The 409-nt window shown below is 69.9% G+C and carries 1 pseudogene; it reads right to left on the bottom strand.

Features of this window, described 5'->3' with window-relative positions:
- A pseudogene (locus AB4Z02_RS19200) lies at positions 1-409 on the bottom strand (GMC oxidoreductase); the annotation flags it as partial.

The raw sequence follows: 409 nt of genomic DNA, 5'->3' as shown, positions 1-409 counted from the left end.
GTCCGTCGCGTCCGCGATCTCGGCCTGCTCGCTCTCCGTCAGGGCGTACTCGATCGTCGTGTTCGGGAAGCCGCGGTAGTCGGGCTCGCCGTCGTCGAAGGTCACCGCATCCTCGTAGCGGGGGCGCTTGCGCGTCCCATAGCCCATGTTGACGTAGCCCCAGCGGTTTCCGGCGGCCGGGTGCTCCGGGTCGAGCTGGAACGGCGGGTTCTCGGCGTACATCACCTGGAGCGAGAACGGGTGGTCCGGTTCGGAGAACGGGATGCGGTTCACAGCGGCCACGGGGTCGGCCGGGTTGGCCGAGCGGCGCTCGAGCTCCGCGGCGAGCTGATCCTCGGTCGCGAACCGGCGCATGCCCGCCTCGTCGAGCGCCACCGTCGAGATGACGACCGGATGCTCCGTCAGGTAG

Source organism: Pedococcus sp. 2YAF34 (assembly GCF_052114585.1).
Lineage (GTDB): Bacteria > Actinomycetota > Actinomycetes > Actinomycetales > Dermatophilaceae > Pedococcus.
The sequence above is the reverse complement of the archived record's forward strand: the minus strand, read 5'-3'. Positions and strand labels throughout refer to the sequence as shown.